Origin of the sequence: Sporosarcina cascadiensis, assembly GCF_009650995.1 — a bacterium.
Taxonomy (GTDB): domain Bacteria; phylum Bacillota; class Bacilli; order Bacillales_A; family Planococcaceae; genus Sporosarcina; species Sporosarcina cascadiensis.
The window spans coordinates 32,985-52,331 of the sequence record NZ_WHVV01000005.1; the positions used below are offsets into that span (position 1 = coordinate 32,985).

14 protein-coding genes and 1 riboswitch are annotated in these 19,347 nt (G+C 41.6%); of the genes, 13 read left to right on the plus strand and 1 reads right to left on the minus strand.

Annotated elements, in window-relative coordinates:
- Position 1: 1 nt before the first annotated feature.
- The 11 genes from GDZ68_RS06880 (at position 2) to GDZ68_RS06930 (ending at position 13,048) form a co-directional block, all read left to right on the plus strand.
- On the plus strand, positions 2-1,978 hold the full coding sequence (locus tag GDZ68_RS06880; protein ID WP_153721540.1) for a DHH family phosphoesterase: 1,977 nt from the start codon (positions 2-4) through the stop codon (positions 1,976-1,978).
- Positions 1,975-2,421: a 50S ribosomal protein L9 gene (rplI, locus tag GDZ68_RS06885; RefSeq protein ID WP_153721541.1), complete on the plus strand. Its 447-nt coding sequence runs from the start codon at positions 1,975-1,977 to the stop codon at positions 2,419-2,421. Before GDZ68_RS06880 ends, rplI begins: the two co-directional genes overlap by 4 nt.
- A 24-nt stretch (positions 2,422-2,445) precedes the next feature.
- Positions 2,446-3,792 carry a replicative DNA helicase gene (dnaB, locus tag GDZ68_RS06890; RefSeq protein WP_153721720.1) on the plus strand — a complete coding sequence of 449 codons (1,347 nt, stop codon included), beginning with the start codon at positions 2,446-2,448 and terminating at the stop codon, positions 3,790-3,792.
- Positions 3,793-4,009: 217 nt separating this feature from the next.
- Positions 4,010-4,720 carry a response regulator YycF gene (gene yycF, locus GDZ68_RS06895; protein ID WP_153721542.1) on the plus strand — a complete coding sequence of 237 codons (711 nt, stop codon included), beginning with the start codon at positions 4,010-4,012 and terminating at the stop codon, positions 4,718-4,720.
- Positions 4,721-4,726: 6 nt separating this feature from the next.
- On the plus strand, positions 4,727-6,550 hold the full coding sequence (walK, locus tag GDZ68_RS06900) for a cell wall metabolism sensor histidine kinase WalK (RefSeq protein ID WP_153721543.1): 1,824 nt from the start codon (positions 4,727-4,729) through the stop codon (positions 6,548-6,550).
- Entirely contained in the window at positions 6,541-7,875 is a 1,335-nt protein-coding gene (locus GDZ68_RS06905; protein WP_153721544.1) for a YycH family regulatory protein, read from the plus strand. Before walK ends, GDZ68_RS06905 begins: the two co-directional genes overlap by 10 nt.
- Complete coding sequence (locus GDZ68_RS06910; RefSeq protein ID WP_153721545.1) at positions 7,862-8,677, plus strand: two-component system regulatory protein YycI; 816 nt, start codon at positions 7,862-7,864, stop codon at positions 8,675-8,677. The genes GDZ68_RS06905 and GDZ68_RS06910 overlap by 14 nt, the downstream gene beginning before the upstream one ends.
- A gap of 11 nt (positions 8,678-8,688) precedes the next feature.
- Complete coding sequence (locus GDZ68_RS06915) at positions 8,689-9,477, plus strand: MBL fold metallo-hydrolase (protein ID WP_153721546.1); 789 nt, start codon at positions 8,689-8,691, stop codon at positions 9,475-9,477.
- Between the two features lie 111 nt (positions 9,478-9,588).
- Positions 9,589-10,818 carry a S1C family serine protease gene (locus tag GDZ68_RS06920; RefSeq protein ID WP_153721547.1) on the plus strand — a complete coding sequence of 410 codons (1,230 nt, stop codon included), beginning with the start codon at positions 9,589-9,591 and terminating at the stop codon, positions 10,816-10,818.
- Between the two features lie 402 nt (positions 10,819-11,220).
- Positions 11,221-11,700, plus strand: coding sequence for a 23S rRNA (pseudouridine(1915)-N(3))-methyltransferase RlmH (gene rlmH / locus GDZ68_RS06925; protein ID WP_153721548.1), 480 nt, complete (start codon positions 11,221-11,223; stop codon positions 11,698-11,700).
- Between the two features lie 349 nt (positions 11,701-12,049).
- Positions 12,050-13,048, plus strand: coding sequence for an NADP-dependent oxidoreductase (locus GDZ68_RS06930; protein ID WP_153721549.1), 999 nt, complete (start codon positions 12,050-12,052; stop codon positions 13,046-13,048).
- A 577-nt stretch (positions 13,049-13,625) separates the two neighbouring features.
- On the opposite strand, the gene GDZ68_RS18060 is transcribed toward GDZ68_RS06930, so the two are convergent.
- Entirely contained in the window at positions 13,626-14,045 is a 420-nt protein-coding gene (locus GDZ68_RS18060; protein WP_228551042.1) for a nucleotide-binding domain-containing protein, read from the minus strand.
- Between the two features lie 406 nt (positions 14,046-14,451).
- A riboswitch (cyclic di-GMP riboswitch) is annotated at positions 14,452-14,562 on the plus strand.
- Positions 14,563-14,726: 164 nt separating this feature from the next.
- Between GDZ68_RS18060 and GDZ68_RS06935 the strand changes: the two genes are divergently transcribed.
- Together GDZ68_RS06935 and GDZ68_RS06940 are read left to right on the plus strand one after the other, a co-directional pair.
- Positions 14,727-16,778: a methyl-accepting chemotaxis protein gene (locus tag GDZ68_RS06935; protein ID WP_153721550.1), complete on the plus strand. Its 2,052-nt coding sequence runs from the start codon at positions 14,727-14,729 to the stop codon at positions 16,776-16,778.
- 177 nt (positions 16,779-16,955) lie between these two features.
- The gene (locus tag GDZ68_RS06940; protein WP_153721551.1) at positions 16,956-19,136 is read left to right on the plus strand and encodes an amidase family protein; all 2,181 of its coding nucleotides are present in this window, start codon (positions 16,956-16,958) and stop codon (positions 19,134-19,136) included.
- The last annotated feature ends 211 nt before the right edge of the window (positions 19,137-19,347 follow it).

The window sequence follows — 19,347 nt, forward strand, 5'->3', positions numbered from 1 at the left end:
ATTGAATTTATTTTATAAAAAACGGGCGGTTCGAATACCGTTGGCACTTCTCTCTCTTCTTGGGGGAGTAAGTGCCGTGCTGCTGATGCTGTTCCAATTTTGGGTAGGGCTATTTTTTGCAGTCGGTTATGCCCTTGCTTTGGGAATGGCCTGGAAATTGGAGAATGACAGCTATCAAGAAACTGAAAAGTATATTGAAACGCTGTCCTATCGAATGAAAAGGGTCGGAGAAGAAGCATTATTGGAACTGCCTATCGGAATTATTCTGCTCAATGACAAACATCAAGTCGAATGGGTGAATCCATTCATTTCCTCTATCTTTCCGGGTGAATCGTGGATCGGCACGGATCTGTATGATATGAATGAAGATTTCCGGCAAGTAACGAAAGAGGATAATGACCAGGACATCATCATTCTCAATGGACGTTCTTACAAGGTGTACTACAAGCCGGAAGAAAAACTACTCTATCTATTCGACGTTACAGAACGTGTGAAGATCCAGTCACTTTATTATGCTGACCGGACGACCATTGGAATTTTGCTGGTCGATAACTACGATGAACTGTCACAGACGATGGATGACCAGACCAGAAGTCAGATGAACTCCCTGATTACGTCTCTCGTGAATGAATGGGCAGATGAATATGGTATTTTCGTAAAACGTATTTCATCCGAGCGTTTCTTGGCAGTCTTCAATGAAGAAACGCTGGAGCAATTGGAGAAAACTAAGTTTGCGCTGCTGGATACGATACGTGAGAATACAGCTAAACACACGGCACCGCTAACCTTGAGTATCGGGGTAGGGACAGGCACAACGTCTCTCACAGAGCTCGGTGAACTGGCTCAGTCCAGTCTGGATTTGGTTCTTGGACGCGGAGGAGACCAGGTGGCCATTAAACACCACGACGGCAAGCTGAAGTTTTTCGGCGGGAAGACCAATCCTGTTGAAAAACGAACGAGGGTGAGAGCACGAGTGATCTCACATGCGCTGCGCGACTTGATCCAAGGCAGTGACCGGGTGTTTGTCATGGGCCACAAAATGCCCGATATGGATGCGATCGGCGCCTCGATTGGTGTGCGCAAGATGGCGCGTATGAACGGAGTAGAAGGCTATGTGGTTGTAAACTTCAATGAGCTGGATGCCAGTGTCAACCGTTTGATGGATGAGGTTCAAAAAGACGAAGAGCTGTACAATCATATGCTTATGCCGGATGAAGCGCTGGAATTGATGACAGACCGTTCATTAGTCGTCATTGCCGACACACATAAACCGAGTATGGTCATCGACGAACGAGTGCTGGACAAGGCTCAGAAGGTCGTTCTCATTGACCACCATCGCCGGGGAGAAGAGTTTATTAATAATACGGTGCTCGTTTATATGGAGCCGTATGCATCTTCTACAGCAGAATTGGTCACGGAGCTGCTGGAATATCAGCCGAAGAATGAAAAACTGACAATGCTTGAATCGACAGCGATGCTTGCAGGGATTGTGGTCGATACGAAAAGCTTCACGCTGAGAACCGGTGCGCGGACATTCGAAGCAGCTTCTTATCTGCGGACAAATGGAGCGGACACCGTAATGGTTCAGAGACTGCTGAAGGAAGATATTGAGACGTACATTGAACGCTCTAAATTAATTGAAACCGTAGAATTTGCAGGAGATGGAGAAATTGCGATCGCGAAGGGCAATTCCGGAGTGATTCATAGCTCCGTACTCATCGCACAGACCGCAGATATTCTTCTGACAATGCAGGGCATTTCCGCATCGTTCGTTGTCGCACAGCGCAATGATGGAAAAGTCGGCATCAGTGCGCGGTCACTTGGTGAGTTGAATGTACAAGTTATTATGGAAGACTTGGGCGGCGGAGGCCATCTGACAAATGCGGCGTGTCAATTACAAGCAGCGTCAGTGGAGGAAGCGGTCGATATGTTAAGAAATACATTAAATCAATACGTGGAGAGGGGAAATGAAGGATGAAAGTGATTTTCTTGCAGGACGTTAAAGGAAAAGGTAAAAAAGGCGAAGTGAAAGAAGTATCAACAGGCTACGCGCAGAACTTTTTATTGAAAAACAATATGGCGATTGAAGCTACAGCAGCGAGTATGAGCCAGCTGGAAGGTCAGAAAAATCGCCAGAAAAAAGATGCAGCGGCTGAATTGGCTGAAGCGAAAGAACTGAAAGAAACGATTGAGAAGCTGACAGTGGAACTGAAAGCAAAGTCTGGTGAAGGCGGCCGCCTCTTTGGCTCCATCACATCCAAACAAATTGGACAGGCGCTGGAAAAGCAGCACAAGATTAAAGTGGACCGCCGTAAAATGGAATTGCCTGACGCAATCCGTGCACTTGGTTTCACGAATGTACCGATTAAATTGCACCCTGATGTAACTGCAACGTTAAAAGTACAGGTTACAGAAGAATGATAAGGAGATAATAGCTTGGACCAGATGATCGAGCGCACGCCTCCCCATAACAATGAAGCTGAACAGTCGGTCATCGGGGCTATATTTTTAGAACCGCAGGCACTGATTACCGCATCGGAAATTTTACTGCCGGAAGACTTTTACCGGATTGCCCATAAAAAGATATTCGAAACGATGCTGGTGCTAAGCGATAAAGGACAGCCGATTGACCTGGTGACCATCACCGAAGAATTAAAGGTGAAAAATGAGCTTGAGGATGTCGGAGGAATCTCCTATTTAGCCGAGCTCGCGAATGCAGTTCCGACGGCTGCGAATATTGTTCATTATGCAAATATTGTAGAAGAGAAGTCTTTACTGCGCCGTCTAATCCGTGTGGCAACCGGCATTGTCGAAGACGGCTATACACGGGAAGACGAAGTCGAAGCGCTGCTCGGTGAAGCCGAAAAAAAGATGATGGAAGTATCCAACCGGAAAAACGCAGGAGACTTCCGTCATATCAAGGACGTTTTAGTAGAAACATATGACAACATCGAATTGCTGCATACCCGTAAAGGTGAGGTTACAGGAATACCGACGGGTTTCCGTGATCTTGATAAGATTACAGCGGGTTTCCAGCGCAATGATTTGATTATCGTGGCGGCGCGTCCGTCTGTCGGTAAGACGGCATTCGCTTTGAATGTCGCACAGAACGTTGCGACGAAGACTGATGAAAATGTTGCGATCTTCAGTCTCGAGATGGGAGCAGAACAGCTCGTCATGCGTATGCTATGTGCAGAAGGCAACATCGATGCGCAGGTGCTGCGTACCGGAAATCTGGAAGCGGATGACTGGCGTAAACTGACGATGGCGATGGGCTCACTGTCTAACGCAGGAATCTTCATTGACGACAGTCCGGGTATTCGAATCAATGAAATCCGTTCGAAATGCCGCCGGCTGCAGCAGGAGCACGGGCTCGGCATGATTATGATCGACTATTTGCAGCTCATTATGGGAAGTGGGCGCGGCAGTGATAACCGTCAGCAGGAAGTTTCCGAGATTTCCCGTTCATTGAAGGCACTGGCCCGTGAATTGAAAATACCTGTCATTGCACTTTCGCAGCTTTCACGGGGTGTGGAGCAGCGGCAGGATAAGCGGCCGATGATGTCCGACTTGCGGGAATCGGGAAGTATTGAGCAGGACGCCGATATTGTATCGTTTCTATACCGGGAAGATTATTACGATAAAGAAACCGAAATGCAGAACATGATTGAAATCATCATCGCGAAGCAGCGTAATGGTCCGACTGGCACGGTCACTTTGGCATTTGCGAAGGAATATAATAAGTTCTTGAATATTGATTGGAGCCAGCATGAAGGCCCACCGTCATTTTAAACGGCAACACTTCCTTTTCTATGGACGTAGAAAAGGAAGTGTTGTTTTTCGACATGAATCGGGAAAATATTCCCCGGGAAATAACACCAAGTGGAAACTACTTGAAAAAAGTGCGAAGTGGCGGTAATCGTGATAGAGTTAAAAGATATGAAAAGAACTTTTTTGATTGCTAGCTGTCTATAAAACGACTGCCTATATGGCGGGAAAGGAACAAATCATGCAAAACAAAACCATATTTATAGTAGATGATGAAAAGCCCATCGCAGACATAATAGAATTCAACTTAAAAAAGGAGGGTTTCACAGTATTTTGCGCATATGACGGAGAAGACGCCATCAATCGCGTAGAAGAAATCCAGCCGGACCTCATGCTGCTCGATATCATGCTGCCGAAACGCGACGGAATGGAAGTATGCCGCGAAGTGCGGAAGAAGTATGACTTTCCCATCATTATGCTGACGGCTAAGGATTCCGAGATTGATAAGGTGCTCGGCCTTGAACTTGGAGCAGATGATTACGTAACAAAACCATTCGGAACACGTGAATTGATTGCACGAGTGAAAGCAAACCTGCGCCGTCATGCAAGAACCCTCGAAGAAGATAAAGAGGAAGCAACAAATGATATTACAGTCGGCCAGCTCATTATACAGCCGGATGCTTACTTCGTACAAAAGCGCGGTGAAACGATTGAGCTGACACATCGTGAATTCGAATTACTCTTTTACCTGGCCAAACATATCGGACAAGTTATGACACGTGAGCATTTGCTGCAGACTGTTTGGGGCTATGATTACTTTGGAGACGTACGGACGGTTGATGTAACAATCCGCCGTTTGCGTGAAAAAATTGAAGACACGCCGAGCCATCCGAGCTGGATCGTGACAAGACGGGGCGTAGGGTATTATCTGCGCGATCCGGAACAGGAGTAAACCGCTATGCAGAAAGTCGGTTTTTTTCGGTCAATTCATGTCAAGTTCGTATTGATTTATGTACTGCTAATTCTTGTTTCCATGCAGATTATCGGGCTGTACTTTGCTCGCGAGCTGGACCAGAGGCTGAAAGAGAATTTTATGAACTCGATTGTAGACCGGATGAATCTCGTGGAGTTCAGTGTACGGGAAGAAATTACGAAAAAGCGTATGGACAGTGATCCGACACCTGAACAAAGCCTGAAAAACGTTCTGGCCGAGTTTACTTCGGATGACATCATTGAGATCCGGGCAATCAATAATAAATATCGTATTTTAGCCACCTCTTCATATGAAAATCAAACCCGGGTCGGTCAGCATTCTACCGATGAAAGCGTAAAAAAGTCCATCACTTCTGAACAAATACAAGATGTCATTAGAATCGATCGGCAATCACGTAATCACGTGCTGTCATTGGCCAAACCAATATTTGACGGAGATGAAGTGATCGGATCGCTTTATGTAGACGCGAATATCGAAACCGTTTTCAGGCAGATTGAACAGATTAATGGAATATTGGCGAAAGGCGCTGCTGTCTCGCTGACTATTACCATTATCGTAGGAATTTTCATTGCCCGGACCTTTACACGGCCGATTTCGGATATGCGGAGGCAGGCACAGGCGATGGCGAGCGGAAACTTTATGCGGAAAGTAAAAGTCTACGGAACAGATGAAATGGGTCAGCTGGCGATTGCGTTCAACCATCTGACCAATCAGCTGCAGGAGTCGCAGTCCACGACTGAAAGTGAAAGGCGAAAGTTGGCCTCCGTTCTCGAAAATATGACAGACGGAGTCATCTCAACGGATCGCAGGGGACGGGTCAGTCTGATCAATGACTCAGCTCTGCAGATGCTTGATATGACGACCGATCTTGTGATTAACCGCCCGATCGCCAGTATTCTGGGCATTGAATCAGAGTATACATTTGAAGAATTGATTCAGGTTAAAGAATCGATTCCGCTGGATTTCAGTACAGAAGAGCAATCCTATATCCTGCGTGCGACCATTTCCGTTACACAGCGGGAAACCGGCTTCGTCAACGGCCTGATTGTTGTGCTGCATGATAATACCGAGCAGGAAAAGATTGATATGGAACGGCGTGAATTCGTCTCGAACGTATCGCACGAATTACGAACCCCGCTGACGACCATGCGCAGTTATTTGGATGCACTCGCCGAAGGTGCCTGGAGAAACGAAGAAATTGCGCCGAATTTCCTGAGTGTGACACAAAACGAAACCGAGCGGATGATCCGTCTGGTAAACGACTTGCTGAAACTTTCGAGAATGGACAGCAAAGAGTATGAGCTCAACAAGGAGTATGTAGAGTTCAATCGCTTCTTCAATGCAGTCATCGAAAGATTTGAGTTTTCAAAATCGCAAAATGTCCGCTTTGCACGCAATCTGTACTCAAGCAGCCTGTTCGTTGAAATCGATACCGATAAGCTGACACAGGTGCTTGATAATATTATTTCTAATGCATTGAAATACTCACCTGACGGCGGCGAAGTGCGCTTTGGCGTAACCGTTTCGGGCGATTATATTAAAGTAATGATTTCTGACGATGGCATGGGAATTCCAAAATCCAACGTCAACCGCATTTTCGATCGTTTTTACCGGGCAGACAGAGCCCGTTCCCGCGCACTTGGCGGAACAGGTCTTGGACTTGCGATTGCAAAAGAAATGATTACGGCACATAAAGGAGATATTTGGGCTCAGAGTGAGGAAGGGAAAGGAACAACGATTTTCTTCACGCTTCCATTTGAACAACAAGAGGACGGTGAATGGGATTGAAATATATAGAGACCATCAAATCCATCGTATTGCTGTTGCTTGTCATTCTGAGTGTCATGTTCACGTTTACCATCTGGACTTTCTCGCCAAATTACGAACAGATGGAACAATCCCAAACGGTTGATATTTCTATTGCAGAAAAAAAGACCATCGATCAGATCATAAAACCGTATAAAGTGATTACGAATTTAAAAGATCAGGTTCTGGGATCTGTGGAAACTAGTAAAATCGAGACGATTCTTTCCGAAATGAGTACATGGCATGTAACGGATTTGCAGCTCGTCAGCACGGATTTGACCAAGTTTGACGTGGCACAGGTACTGCGGCAGCCAAGTCAGATGTCTCTGTACTTTTCGGGGGAAGTACCGATGCTGGTCTATGATAATGTGCTGCTGATGGATGATGCCAATATTCCGGAAGCCACTTTCAATCGTCTGGTCATTGACTGGAGTCAGTCCACACAAATGCCGTTGGTTCATTTTCTGAGTGAAGCGGGAGGCGTACATTACCAGGCGCAGGTCAATTTGCAGAGCCGATCAAATTTCCTGCGCAATGTGTTGGATGTCGGCCAGTCGTTTGATGAATACGCGGAAATTGACCGCGGCAATGCGCCGTTCCTGGCTGTCCCGAAAAATCCTGTGATGACGACACGCAATACGTATTTGCAGCAGGAAATCGATCCGCTTGTATTTCGGGATGCGCTCTTCAGTGATCCGAAAGCAGTTCGCCGCAATCAAGTCGACTCTATACATTATGAGTATGGCGACAACCATGCCCTCATGAATCTTAATACGAAGACGAAACTGTTGACGTTTTCTAATATGCCTGCAACAGAAAGTCAGGAGCCTGCGATCCCTTCTGAACTGCTGCTGAATACTATTGATTTCGTCAATGAGCATGGCGGCTGGACGGATGATTTCCGTTATGATTATATGAATCCTCTTTCACGCCGTGTGAAATTTCAGCTGTATGCGGACGGACTGCCTGTCTACAGCGACCAGTCAGAGACTAATGAAATCACGCAGAAGTGGGGAGAGTCAGGAGTCTACCAATACATCAGACCTTATTTTACACTGTTGGATTTCAAAGATGAAAAAGTGGAGGAAGAGCTCCTGCCGGGTGTTGAAGTGGCAGAAGAACTGAGAGAATCCGAGGAACTGGATTTTGATTTGATTGAAGAAATCTCTGTTGGCTATTATATGATCCGCGATGAAGACCAGGGACTGATTACTCTGCAGCCTTGCTGGTATTACCTCATCAAAGACAACTGGTTCCGCTTTATGCCGGAAGAAACCCAGGGAGGTGGCCAGATTGGATTGGAATAGAACCAAAACAATCTTTATCATCGTCTTTTCCATTTTGAATATATTCTTATATTCTATGTATGTGAATCGGCAGGTCGGCGTAGATAATATGCAGGTCATTGGCAAAACATCTGTGGAAGAAACGATGAAGCTGGAGAATATTTCATATAACCCGATTCCGTTCGCCAAAAAAGAAGTATCCTATTTATCGGCTCATATTTCTACCTTCTCGGATGAAGATTTAAAGTCTTTAACGAATCAGTCATTTGTGTTGATTGAAAAATCTCGGCTGCTGTCTCATCTGAAAAATCCCGTAAAGGTGAAAAATGAAAAAGGCGATTATGACTTTGAAGAATTTTTGACAAATTATGTGCTTGAAGGTGACAACTATGTTTTATGGGATATTGACGAAGATGAACAGCGTGCGGTCTTTTTCCAGCGGGTAAAAAATGAAACTATTTTCTATAGCCCGAACGCCATGCTGGTTGTTCATTGGGAAGACGATGACGGAGAAATTACACATTATGAACAGCGCATGCTCGACGACTTTGTCAGCTTTAACCATAAGAAAGAATTGCTATCGCAAGATGATGCCGTCGGTTCGCTTGTCACGAGAGGGTTTTTAAAACCGGACTCGACAGTCATTCAAGTAAAGTCAGGCTATTCCACTTTAGTTCAGCTGACGGAAACTCAAGTATTTGCACCGACGTGGAACATTCAGGTAAAATTGAAGGATGGGACGATTGAAAACTACTTTATCAATGCAATCGAAGGTAAAGTAATTGAGTTCCAGCCTGATCTTCTAGAAGAACAAACAGAATAGGAGTTTTCCACATGCGTTTTAGCATTTTGGCGAGCGGCAGTACAGGCAACTCGCTCTATATAGAGACAGATGAGCATGCATTTCTTGTGGATGCCGGGATGAGCGGTAAGAAAGTAGAAGGCCTGCTCAGCTCGATCAACCGTTCTATGAAACAAATTGACGGCATCTTCGTTACACATGAACATAGTGATCATATAAAAGGAATCGGTGTACTTGCACGAAAATACAAGACGCCGATTTATGCCAATGCAAAGACTTGGCAGGCAATGGACGGTCTGGTGGGAGAGATTCCACTAGACCAGCGTTTTCATTTTGATATGGAGACCGTCAAGACATTTGGTTCACTCGACATTCAGTCCTTTGCGGTATCTCATGACGCTGCTGACCCGATGTTCTTTACTTTCAATGAAGGTGAACGCAAATTAGCGGTCATTACGGATACTGGCTATGTCAGCGACCGGATGAAAGGCCATATTAAGGGCGCAGACAGTTTTGTATTTGAAAGCAATCATGACGTCAGCATGCTGCAGATGGGGCGTTATCCCTGGTCCATCAAACGACGGATTTTAAGTGATGTCGGCCACGTGTCGAATGAAGATGCAGCCGTTGCGATGAGCGAAGTGGTTGTGCAAAAAGATACGCATATTTACTTAGCGCATCTGAGCTTGGATAATAATATGAAGGATCTTGCAAGGATGAGTGTAGCACAGACATTGGAAGACTGTGGCATCCGTGCGGGTGAATATGTGCATCTGCGCGATACAGATGCAACTGTTTCAACAGAGCTTGTGCCGGTCTGAAAAAATTGCGAAAGCCTTGCTGAAAATAGTAAGGCTTTTTGCGTTGAATTACCTGGTTTGGGGTAAAGTAAGAATACATTATGTAAAATTTCGGATGAGGAGGATGCGCAGATGGATGAAGAAAGACGCGAGACAGAGTGGCAGCCGATTCCGCCTCAGGAGACTCGACGTGAACCAAAGCGAAGAAGCAGCTTTTGGCCGGGATTGCTTGGCGGTTTAATTGGCGGTCTGATCGTATGGCTCGTTGTGATGTTTGCAACTGACCAATCAACGCCAGTCTCAAATCAAAGCACAGCGGATAAAAATCCAGGAACTTTGAATACGCAGCATAACCAAATTCCTATGGATATCTCTACAGAAATAACAGATGTAGTGGATGAGGTAGCGACTGCGGTTGTCGGAATTACAAATATCCAGACAGTACAGGATTTCTGGTCAGCAAATTCTTCTGTACAGGAAGCCGGCACAGGGTCAGGCGTGCTGTATAAAAAAGAGGGCGATAAGGCGTATATTGTCACCAACCATCACGTCGTAGAGAACTCTGAGCAGCTGGAAGTCAGTTTTGATGACGGAACTAAAACAGAAGGTAAGCTGATCGGCAGTGATTTATGGACAGACTTGGCGGTTGTCGAAATTGACTCTAAGCATGTAGATGCGATTGTGGAGTTCGGTGATTCAGATGCACTGAAACGCGGCGAGTCAGTTATCGCAATTGGAAATCCGCTTGGACTTGGGTTTGCAGGCTCTGTCACGGTAGGAGTCATTTCAGGAAAAGACCGCTCGATTCCAATGGATTTGAATAAAGATGGGATTATTGATTGGCAGGCAGATGTCTTGCAGACAGACGCGGCAATCAATCCGGGCAACTCAGGCGGTGCCTTGATCAATATGGCGGGCCAGCTGGTCGGAATCAACTCAATGAAGATTTCGCAGGAGACGGTAGAAGGGATTGGCCTTGCTATTCCCATCAATATTGCATTGCCGATCATTGAACATTTAGAGGAAACGGGACAAGTGAACCGGCCGACAATGGGCGTATCATTACTTGATCTGCAGCAAATCCCGATCCAGCAGCAACAACAGACACTTGAACTGCCGAAAGACGTTACGGAAGGTGTAGTAGTAACGGAAATCATGCCAAATTCGCCGGCAAAAGCAGCGGGCATAGAAAAGTATGATACAATTGTTCAGCTGGACGATGAGAAAGTGACAGATATGGTTACACTGCGCAAGTATTTATATAACAAAAAAGAAATTGGCGACAAATTGAAAGTAAAGGTCTATAGAGGCGGAAAGCCAGTGGAGTTAGAGATGGTCTTGAAAGACGGTAACACATTCTGATGATATCCACACAGTGAACAACTTTCCTTCCACATCAGGCATACAGCGAAAACGCGCTGCCATGCCTGATTTTTTTGTGCAGTTATCCTATTGTGGATAAAGTCTAAATAATGTGTATAATATTGTGTGAAAGAAAATTGCTTTGTAAGGACAAATATATTAGTAAGTGTAAGGTGAAAAGCCTTGGCACCCTTGCGTTTGGGTCTTCTAAAATGTAATAAGGAAAATCAAAGTTTTCATTGTAAGTTTTAAATGATAAAAAGTTATCCACAAATTATGATTTGAGTAATCAGAGAATTTGATATGTAGTAGAGGAAAAATAGACGGACACAATATGTAGAAAGACTTGTGGATATGTGCATAAGTATTGTGTATAACTTTTAGAGGGCGAGTGGATAAACTGTGAATATAACGATTGTGACCGTGGGTAAGTTAAAAGAGAAGTATTTGAAGCAAGGAATTGAAGAATATACAAAACGGCTGAACAGCTATGCGAAATTGCAATTAATCGAAGTGGCGGACGAGAAAGCACCCGAAACATTAAGCAATGCCGATATGGAAATCGTCAAAAAGAAAGAAGCGGAACGGATCCTGGCAAAGATTGCGTCAGATGCACATGTCATTGCACTGGCAATCGACGGCAAGATGAAAACATCAGAGGAATTTGCGGCGAGTATTGATTCTTTGATGACGTATGGAAAGAGTAAGATTGTCTTTGTTATTGGTGGATCGCTGGGCTTGCATTCAAGTGTGCTGCAACGGGCAGATGAAAAGCTGTCTTTTTCTAAGATGACGTTTCCGCATCAGTTGATGAAGCTGGTGTTGGTAGAGCAGGTGTATCGGGGATTTCGGATTATTAAGGGGGAACCGTACCATAAGTAATTGAGGTTTTTTCGAATAGTCGTATTTAACGATATTATTGATCTTCTCTTCAGGCAGAAGCTTTCATCGGAGTGACCTGAGCCTCCGAAGCAAACTAAGTTTATTAAAAAATAATATTGGAGTTAATTTCATAAATCGTATTTAATTATTAAAATACGAACAATACTTAATTTATTGATTGGAGCGACAGGCAGCGACTCCAGCGGGATGAGTGAGACAGAGGAGTCATTACAATCGATGTGAATGCGGCGGCAATGGCTCATCGCTCACCCCGCGGAAAGCATGCTAATTTATGTTATTAATTCATTGGTATAATGAAAAAACTATTTTTTATTTGGGGGAATGTAATTTGAAGGCCATGATTATTAATCAGTATGGGAAAGTACCGATGCGATTAGCAGAAATGCCTATGCCTAAAATGGGAGAATACGAGGTACTTGCAGAAATTCATGCTGCTAGTATTAATCCAGTTGATTTTAAAATGCGAGACGGAAAAGTTAAGTTATTAATCAAAAATAAAATGCCACTGATTCTCGGAAATGACTTTTCAGGGGTTGTGACAAAGGTTGGTGCAAAGGTAACTCAATTTAAAGTGGGCGATGCAATTTATGGACGTCCACGTAAAAGTAAAATTGGTACTTTTGCTGAATATATCGCAGTCCATGAAGATGACATAGCGTTAAAACCTAGAAATCTAAGCTTTGAGGAAGCTGCCTCTATACCATTAGTTGGCTTAACGTCTTATCAGGCGTTACATGACATACTGCACTTACAAAAGGGCGGAAAGGTTTTAATTCATGCCGGGTCTGGAGGTGTTGGAACATTTGCGATTCAACTCGCAAAATTAATGGGTGCCTATGTTGCAACAACTGCGAGTGAAGCTGGTGCAGATTTAGTGAAATCCCTCGGTGCTGATGAAGTTATTAATTACAAAACAGAACAATTTCAGGATAGATTACAAAACTATGATGGTGTATTTGATACACTTGGCGGTAAATCACTCGAAACATCATTCCAGATTATAAAAAGTGGTGGGAAAGTCATTTCTGTTTCAGGATTGCCGAATGCTCGTTTTGCTAAAGAATACGGATCAGGCTTTATCAAAACGGTGTTGTTTTCAGCTGCAAGCTATAAATTAACGAAACTTGAAAAAAAGCATAATGTTCAATATACATTTTTATTTATGAAGCCAAGCGGAAATCAATTACGTGTTATTGCAGACTATATTGAATGTGGGAAAATCAGACCTGTAATTGATCGTGTTTTTCCTTTTGAAGATGCTCAAAAGGCCATGGAATATTCGGAAGGAGGAAGGGCTAAAGGAAAGATTGTTTTGAAAATCCGATAGTCATCCTAGTGAATAAAAATTCTTCGATGAGAAATTAATTTAAGAAAAAAGGAAGACTTTTCGAAAGACTTCAGAACAGTCAAAGTAAATAGTGTGAAGGTAAATATCCCAAATGGTGTAAGAAGAGATATTATAGGGAGCATTCAAATAGCGGAAGTGCTGAAGGGTATCAATATGACTCATAATGATAGAGTCTTTAATTTTATTAATGAAGGAAAGTTTAAAGCTGAATATCTAAATAGTTGGTTATGTACGTTTATAAAGGAATTCGGAATATTAAATATTCCTGAATCTAAAACTACCTATTCAGTTGAAACCTTTAGAAATTCTGTAGTTGTAGAAAACTAATTAATCAGGGGTTATATTTCATATTACAGTTACCTATAAAAATTGGGGGAAGTAATATAAGTAATATTTTGCTTTCCCCCGTTTTAGTATTGCTGAAAGACAATTTGAGTAGTTACTTACCGTTAGAGGTCAGTAACAATTTCACTATAATCAATCCCATTCAATTTTTTATTTCGCATTAGTTATAACCTTATAAAAAAACGGGAAATAAGGAATTTTAATCTAAAAACTACAATCGTTTAGTTTTAAAAGTTATATAAATTGGGACATCAATACGGTCTCTGGCTACACATACTCCGCTGTGAACAATATAGTATTCAACGTAATGACCACCCTTGAATTGTGTCTCTTCTACCTTGCGAGAAGTACCTTTTATAATTTCTCCTCTTAATTGCTTTCGTCTAATAGCCTCGTCACCACGATTCCGAACCTTCCAATAAATAACAAAGGGGAGTCCTTTCCCCTCTATCTCATTGTTTGTTATAAAGAAGTTTAAACTTTTATTAGGAAGTAGTAGTTTTTTCTCTCTTAGCAAGATACGAAGTAATGTCTCTCTGAAACCGTTTTGTTTAACCTTACAATCAATGCTAACGTTAAAACTAATATCAACGGGGAACATATTATGTATGAATTCCTCTCTATCTGTTATGGAAGCATGAGCATACGTTAATTGTTCTGAATTTAAGGAAAATCATAAGAAAATGCGAAGCTTTAGTAATTTCAAGGTCTATTTCGAAGCGGGAGATAGGCCTTTTAGGCGTTTCAGAGCAATCGCGATTAGTTTTGATTGTAACTAATAGTAGGCGGTTGAAGTGATAAGATCAACATAACAGGATAAAGCCCCGAAATTAATAAATTACCAATTTGAAATCATGTTTTTGACTTCATTTTTATAAAATTATATACACAGGGAACAAAACACATCCTTTTTCATTAGTTTTGAATTGTTAGAATGATCCCTTTCTCACATATTAAAAGTTAAAACCGGTTAAAAAGTCTTGAATTTAATGGAGTTACGTGAGATTATAAGGAAGCGTAATTTTAAACAAAACTATAGAAGTTAAAGGCAAACTGATCTGAAAGGACAGGACGCAAAGCTTAGGGTCTAAAGTTTAGGGATTAATTAAAAGTCCTGCATTCTAAACAATGATCGCCTGGTTACCAAGTTTATGGATTAATATATTCCTTTGGCTATTCTATATTATATAGAATAGTTTTTTGGTGTTTAAAATTACTTGGCATGAGTTTGGCGTAAAGATATAGTCAGAAAGGATTAAGAGATTCTTGAAGTTATCAATTTAAACTATCATAAATAGAAAGAAGTGTAAAAATGAGTAAGAAAAGAATTTCGTTCAAAGCAAAGTTATTGGTTTTTTCATTATTACTATCACTAGTACCAATTATTTTTATTGGAGTTTTAGTTAATAAAACAGTTAGCGAAAAAACCGAGGATGATTATATCAGTTTCAGCGAGAAAGAAATTAAACAGGTGGACAATGGCATTTCGCTATACTTTCAAACGATTAGGGAAAATGTCAATTTATTAGCTAATGACAAATCAGTTTTAAATGCCGATTCAAGTATTACTTTATATAAAGATCTAGCGGGGGATGACTCTATTGATATGACCCCTTCAAAAAACGGGGATAAAGAGAAAGCCATTTATGATGTGTTTTCTCAATTTAGTATTCATCATCCTAAAGCCTCTTATGTTTATATGGGCACATCGGATGGAGGTTATGTCCAATATCCTGAGGGACCCGTGGCAGCAGGTTTTGATCCTAGAGACCGTCCTTGGTATAGCACAGCTATTGAAGAACCAGGAGAAGTGAAATTAACAAGTGCCTATGAGGCAACTGGTATAGAAGGAATTATAGTAAGTAATGTAGTGTCCATTGAAAAAGATGGAAAACAAACAGGCGTGTTAGGTCTAGATGTAAGTTTGGAAGGCTTAACAGATATTATCAAGGACATTAGTATAGGTGACAATGGTTATGTAATTCTCGCGCAAGAAGATGGAACAATTCTCGCACATCCAAAAGATCCTGAATTGAACTTCCAACCAGTGTCTAAACTAAATATTCCTTCTTTAAAAGACTTAAGCAAAGATGGCTCATTTGAAGCTGAACTAGATGGGGAAGACTATGTATTAAACACAATTACTTCAGAAATTGATGGCTGGAAGTATATTGCTGTTATAAAGAAGGATGAAATTTTAAGTACCGCCACTTTCATTCGCTCAATGCTTTTTCTAATTGGCGGGATTTTTGCAATTCTTGCTGTAATCGCATCTATTGTTATGAGTTTACAGATAACAAAGAGAATTAAAAGTATTAGTGATTTGTCTTTAGCGATGTCAAACGGTGATTTGACTCAACAAGTCACGGTGAAGGTAAGAGATGAAATTGGGGATATGGGTGAAAATTTCAATACCATGTCTAACAGTTTAAAAGAAACAATAAAAAAAATTGCGCATGAATCTCAACAATTATCTGCGACATCTGAGGAGCTGGCAGCCTCTTCAATCCAAAATCAAACAGCTTCCAATGAAATATCCGAATCGATTCAATTTGTTGCTACTGGGACAGATGAACAGGATGCTGCTATGAAAAATGCAGTAGGTATTATCAATGAGGTGTTTAGGCATGTTGATGACGTGACAGTGAGCATGGACAATGTAAGTAATTCCATACATTATTCAACAGAAACTGCTATACAGGGCAGTGATGTCGTTGAGCAGACTGTAAATCAAATGATTGAAATTGATAAAAACGTGAGTTCTTCCGCTGAGAAAATTAGCATGTTAAATGAAAAATCAAATGAAATTAAACAAATCAGCTTTATCATTCAATCAATTTCAGAACAAACGAATTTATTAGCTTTGAATGCTGCAATTGAAGCTGCAAGAGCTGGCGAACATGGAAAGGGATTTGCAGTAGTGGCAGATGAAGTTCGAAAACTCGCAGAGCAATCCAGTAATTCAGCATTGCAAATCAATGAAATTATTCAAGATATTGAAGGTGGCATTGAAGATTCGATGGGTCTAGTAAATCTAGGGGTAAGCTCGGCAAAGGAAGGGATGAAACTCGTGAATGAAAGCGGGAAAGCGTTTGGAGAAATTAAGGACTCTATTCTCGCTGGTACGACAAAAATATCCGAGGTTAACATGGCAATGGAAAACATGAAGAATCATATAGCTGAAGTGGTAGTGCACATAGAGGATGTTTCAAAAACCAGTATAGAAGTAAATAATTATTCCCAAAACGTTGCAGCATCCTCTGAAGAAATGAGTGCCTCAATGGAGGAGGTTTCATCGGTTTCTCAAGAGTTAGCTAGGATGTCAAATGAATTGGAAGCAGCCATCCAGGAATTTAAACTGTAAAAGGATAATTTCTATCAAAACAATAACCACAAGAATGTGTTAGATATCCTAACATTTTGATCTATTATATTTAACCTTGTTTATGATTTACAGGAATATTGTATAAATCGACCTCTGAATATTGTTTTCAGAGGGAAAATTTATAGTTAATTTGTTTTAGAATAGGGAGGAAACATCATGTTTAACATATTGAATAAAGTTAGAACCTTGATTGCTCTTATAGTAGTAGTGGCCGTGCTTCCATTGGCAAGTGTCTCTGCGGAAGAAAATGATTTTAATCCATTTGAAAAAAGTATTAGCGAAATTTCCGATGCTTTGGATAACAATCAAATTAAATCTGAGCAGTTGGTTAAGTATTATCTAGAACGTATAGAAGCATATGACAAGCAAGGCCCTGCGATTAATTCGTTCACTAATATTAATGAAGACGCTATAGAGATGGCAAAGCAATTAGATGCAGAGAGACAAAGTAAAGGCAAAAGAAGTGTACTTCATGGTATTCCAATCGTTGTAAAAGATAACTTTGACGTCAAAGGCATGCCGACAACGGCAGGCTCTGTTGCACTAAAGGATGCTTATCCCGTAAAAGATGCTTTTGCTATTCAGAAACTTAAGGATGCAGGAGCCATTATCATTGGAAAAACAAATATGTCAGAGTTTGCAGCATCTTATGGGAGATTAGGATATAGCTCTTTGGGCGGTTTAACCTTGAATCCTTACAACCTTAAACGTGATGCTTCTGGTTCTAGCAGCGGAACTGCCGCAGCAATTACAGCAAACTTTGGTGTATTTGGATTAGGTACTGATACGTCTGGATCGGTCAGAGGACCATCTCATGTTACGGGACTCGTCGCTATCAGACCGACATTAGGTTTAATAAGCCGCGGCGGAATCGTCCCGTCCTCGTTAAATTTCGATACTGCTGGTCCAATGGCTAGATCTGTTGAAGATGTAGCGATTGCATTGAGTTTTATGGCTGGAGTCGATGAAAAAGATGAACAAACCCTATCTGCAAAGGGACATATTGTTGAAGACTATAGTAAGTCCTTAGACAAGACTGCTTTGCAAAATGCAAGAATTGGAGTAGCTGTTGACTTTTTTGGAGACAACGCTGAGGTGGATACAATTACTAATAAATCCTTGAAGAAAATGGAGGAAATAGGGACGGAACTTATTCCGGTATCTTTCTCAGAGACGACACAATATCTTTGGACACCAATTATTGGGCCGATTAATGAGGCTAATTTTAAGTCTCAGTTGGAAGAGTATCTAAAACAGTTCCCTGAAAGCCAGCCGAAAACACTGGAAGAAATAATTAAAATCAGTGAATCACCAGAAGTTTTGAATTCAGCAACACCAGTAAACCCAGCAGGTTTGGAAGGTTTAAAAACGAATGTAAAACAAGCGGCGTTTAAAGATACACCAGAATACGATGATTTAGTAACAAAAGAGATACCTAAAGTACGGGATGAAGTACAAGCAATAATGGAAAAAGAAAATTTGGATGCCATTGTTTTTCCAACAATGTCATGTCCTGCATCACCAAGATTCGATAAGGAAGACCCGACATACTTATGTGATGCCTATGACACGTATGCCGCGAGTTATGTAGCGTCGGCTACAGGATTCCCTGAGATTACTGTTCCTGCCGGTGCTACTGAGGAAGAACTGCCTGTTGGGATCTCTTTCATGGGATTGGCATTTAGTGAACAGTCTCTATTAGATATAGCTTATTCTTTTGAACAAGCAACCAATGCTAGAACGCTGCCTAAAACAACGCCTAATTTCAAAATGAATACAGATGAAAAGCCTGTATTTAAAGATGTAAATTCATATGTCGATGAAATTATGTATTTGACAGATAAAGGAATAATTAATGGTTATCCAGATGGAACATTTAAACCAAATGATTCAATTACACGTTTACATGCTATACGATTGATTTTGAAAGAAAAGGGAATTGTCGACTTTTCAGATGTCACTAACCCAGGTTTTGTTGATGTTTCACCTGGCGATAACGGGTACGAGGAGATTGCTAAGGCTGTTGAATTGGGTATCGTCAACGGAAAAGTTAACGCTCAAGGTAAAAAGTATTTCGACCCTAACGGAAAATTAAACCGCTCGCAAGCGGCTGCAATCTTAGTGTTAGCTTATGACTTAAAAGGCACAAACCCAACCGATTTTAAAGATGTTCCCAAGGAGAACTGGGCTCACAGCTATATTTCTGCGTTGGTAGCAAATAATATTACTACTGGTTATTCCGACGGTGAATTTAAGCCTAATATGTATATATCACGTCAACATTTCGCGGCATTTATGGCCCGATACCTAGATGATCAATTTAAGCCCACGAAGTAAAGATCGTTAGAGACCTTTCTTCAAGTTAGATAAAGGTCACACAAAAATTATAGAAAAAATTTAGGCTTCTCATAAGCAATCCAAGCTTATGAGAAGCTTTTTGTACGTGTAGAATTACGGTGAACCGTATCCTAAGTAAGTGTGGTTTCAGGCTGTCATATCAGATGTTAAATGTACGTCTTGCTCATGCAAAAAAATATGCAAAAGGCCT

What these genes read in the sequence shown, in the direction of transcription:
- rplI (WP_153721541.1), top strand. Translation starts at nt 1,975, where the DNA reads ATGAAAGTGATTTTCTTGCAGGACGTTAAAGGAAAAGGTAAAAAAGGC.
- dnaB (WP_153721720.1), top strand. Translation starts at nt 2,446, where the DNA reads ATGATCGAGCGCACGCCTCCCCATAACAATGAAGCTGAACAGTCGGTC.
- yycF (WP_153721542.1), top strand. Translation starts at nt 4,010, where the DNA reads ATGCAAAACAAAACCATATTTATAGTAGATGATGAAAAGCCCATCGCA.
- walK (WP_153721543.1), top strand. Translation starts at nt 4,727, where the DNA reads ATGCAGAAAGTCGGTTTTTTTCGGTCAATTCATGTCAAGTTCGTATTG.
- GDZ68_RS06905 (WP_153721544.1), top strand. Translation starts at nt 6,541, where the DNA reads ATGGGATTGAAATATATAGAGACCATCAAATCCATCGTATTGCTGTTG.
- GDZ68_RS06915 (WP_153721546.1), top strand. Translation starts at nt 8,689, where the DNA reads ATGCGTTTTAGCATTTTGGCGAGCGGCAGTACAGGCAACTCGCTCTAT.
- GDZ68_RS06920 (WP_153721547.1), top strand. Translation starts at nt 9,589, where the DNA reads ATGGATGAAGAAAGACGCGAGACAGAGTGGCAGCCGATTCCGCCTCAG.
- GDZ68_RS06935 (WP_153721550.1), top strand. Translation starts at nt 14,727, where the DNA reads ATGAGTAAGAAAAGAATTTCGTTCAAAGCAAAGTTATTGGTTTTTTCA.
- GDZ68_RS06940 (WP_153721551.1), top strand. Translation starts at nt 16,956, where the DNA reads ATGTTTAACATATTGAATAAAGTTAGAACCTTGATTGCTCTTATAGTA.